The sequence below is a fragment of the Nocardiopsis protaetiae genome (assembly GCF_045446735.1).
Taxonomy (GTDB): Bacteria; Actinomycetota; Actinomycetes; order Streptosporangiales; family Streptosporangiaceae; genus Nocardiopsis; species Nocardiopsis protaetiae.
The window spans coordinates 1-2,083 of record NZ_JBJJBV010000492.1; the positions used below are offsets into that span (position 1 = coordinate 1).

The 2,083-nt window shown below is 72.5% G+C and carries 3 protein-coding genes; 2 read left to right on the plus strand and 1 reads right to left on the minus strand.

Going from position 1 to position 2,083, the window contains the following annotated elements; genetic code table 11:
- Positions 1 to 171 precede the first annotated feature (171 nt).
- Complete coding sequence (map, locus tag ACJOT3_RS34205) at positions 172 to 1,023, minus strand: type I methionyl aminopeptidase (protein WP_406977276.1); 852 nt, start codon at positions 1,021 to 1,023, stop codon at positions 172 to 174.
- A 122-nt stretch (positions 1,024 to 1,145) separates the two neighbouring features.
- On the opposite strand from map, the gene ACJOT3_RS34210 reads away from it, so the two are divergent.
- Together ACJOT3_RS34210 and npdG are read left to right on the plus strand one after the other, a co-directional pair.
- Positions 1,146 to 1,334, plus strand: coding sequence for a hypothetical protein (locus ACJOT3_RS34210; RefSeq protein WP_406977277.1), 189 nt, complete (start codon positions 1,146 to 1,148; stop codon positions 1,332 to 1,334).
- 46 nt (positions 1,335 to 1,380) lie between these two features.
- On the plus strand, positions 1,381 to 2,076 hold the full coding sequence (gene npdG / locus ACJOT3_RS34215) for an NADPH-dependent F420 reductase (RefSeq protein ID WP_406977278.1): 696 nt from the start codon (positions 1,381 to 1,383) through the stop codon (positions 2,074 to 2,076).
- The last annotated feature ends 7 nt before the right edge of the window (positions 2,077 to 2,083 follow it).

Here is a 2,083-nt window from a genome sequence, read left to right on the forward strand (position 1 = left end):
CGCCGCGGCCCCGCCGCCCGCCACCCCTGCCCCGCTGACGCCCACCGCCCGGCTGCCCCGCCGCCCCTGCCTCGCTGACGCTCACCGTCCGCCGCGGCTCCGTCGCCTGTCGCCCGGGGGAACACGAAGACCCCCGGGGCGCGGGGCTCCGGGGGTCTGCGGGGACGGCGGCTACGGGAGGGTGAGGATCTCCGCGCCGGTCTCGGTGATGACCAGGGTGTGCTCGAACTGGGCGGTCCACGAGCGGTCGGCCGTCACGGCCGTCCACCCGTCGTCCCACATGTCGTAGTCGACCCCGCCCAGGGTGATCATCGGCTCGATCGTGAACGTCATCCCCGGCACCATCACGGTGTCCGCGCGCGGGTCGTCGTAGTGCGGCACCACCAGCCCCGAGTGGAACTCCGGCCCCACCCCGTGCCCGGTGAAGTCGCGGACGACCCCGTAGCCGAACCGCTTGGCGTACGACTCGATGACCCGGCCGATCACGTTGATCTGCCGCCCCGGGCGGCACGCCTTGATGGCGCGCATGGTGGCCTCGCGGGTGCGCTCCACCAGCAGGCGGTTCTCCTCCGACACGTTCCCGGCCAGGAAGGTGGCGTTGGTGTCGCCGTGCACCCCGTCCTTGTAGGCGGTGATGTCGATGTTGACGATGTCGCCGTCGGAGACCACCGTGTCGTCGGGGATCCCGTGGCAGATGACCTCGTTGAGCGAGGAGCACAGCGACTTGGGGTAGCCCTTGTACCCCAGCGTGCTCGGGTAGGCGCCGTGGTCCAGCAGGAACTCGTGGCCGATCCGGTCGAGCTCGTCGGTGGTCACCCCCGGCACGATGTGCTTGCCGACCTCCTCCAGCGCCTGCGCGGCGATCCGGCCGGCGACGCGCATCCTCTCGATGGTCTCCTGGGTCTGCACATCGCCCAGGACGCCTTCCACGGGGTGCTTCCGCCCGACGTACTCGGGGCGGACGATGTGGGAGGGGACCGAACGTTGCGGCGATATGCGCCCGGGAACCAGCGGAGTAGTCATGGACACGGATTGTAGTTCGTGGCGCCCACCCGCCGGGGCCCGATCGCGCCCGCCCCGGGGGGTGTGAGGAACACCCCGCCCCGGGTAGGTGACCGACCAGGAACGACGAAAGGCGGAACGCGGTGGCCGATGTACAGGACGACGGCTGGTGGTACTGCCTCAAGCACAACACCGTCGAGCACGGGGCGGGCTGCCCCGACCGGGAGCGCCTGGGGCCCTACCCGGACGAGGCGACGGCGGCGCGGGCGCTGAGCATCGCGGCCGAGCGCAATGACCAGTGGGAGTCCGATGAGGAGGAGGACCGTTGGTGACGGGTCGGACGGAGGGCCCCGAACCCGGTTCTGCCAGGATCGGCCCATGACCGAAGTGAGCACACCTGAGACCACCGACATCACCGGCCGGACCATCTCGGTCCTGGGCGGCACGGGCGACCAGGGCCGCGGGCTGGCCCGCCGGTTCGCCCTGGCCGGGCACACCGTGTACCTGGGTTCGCGCAGCGCCGAGCGCGCCGCCAAGGCGGCCCGCGAACTGGTCGAGGCCGAGTCCGCGGAGATCGACGTCCGCGGCCTGGACAACGCCGCCGCCGCGGCCGAGGGCGACATCGTCATCGTGGCCGTCCCCTGGGACGGGCACCGGGAGCTGCTGGAGTCCCTGGCCGGGCCGCTGGCGGGCAAGCTGGTCGTGGACTGCGTCAACCCGCTCGGGTTCGACAAGCGCGGCCCGTTCGCGCTGGACGTGCCCGAGGGCAGCGCAGCGGAGCAGGCCGCCGCGGTGCTGCCGGAGAGCACGGTGGTCGCCGCGTTCCACCACGTGTCCGCGGTGATCCTGCTGGACCCGGCGGTGGAGAGCGTGGACCTGGACGTCCTGGTGCTGGGCGAGGACCGGGCCGCCACCGACGCGGTGCGGGCCCTGGCCGAGCGCATCCCGGGCGTGCGCGGGGTGTTCGGCGGGCGGCTGCGCAACGCCCACCAGGTGGAGGCGCTCACCGCGAACCTCATCGCGGTCAACCGCCGCTACAAGACCCACGCGGGCATCCGGATCACCGGACTGTGAACGCGGC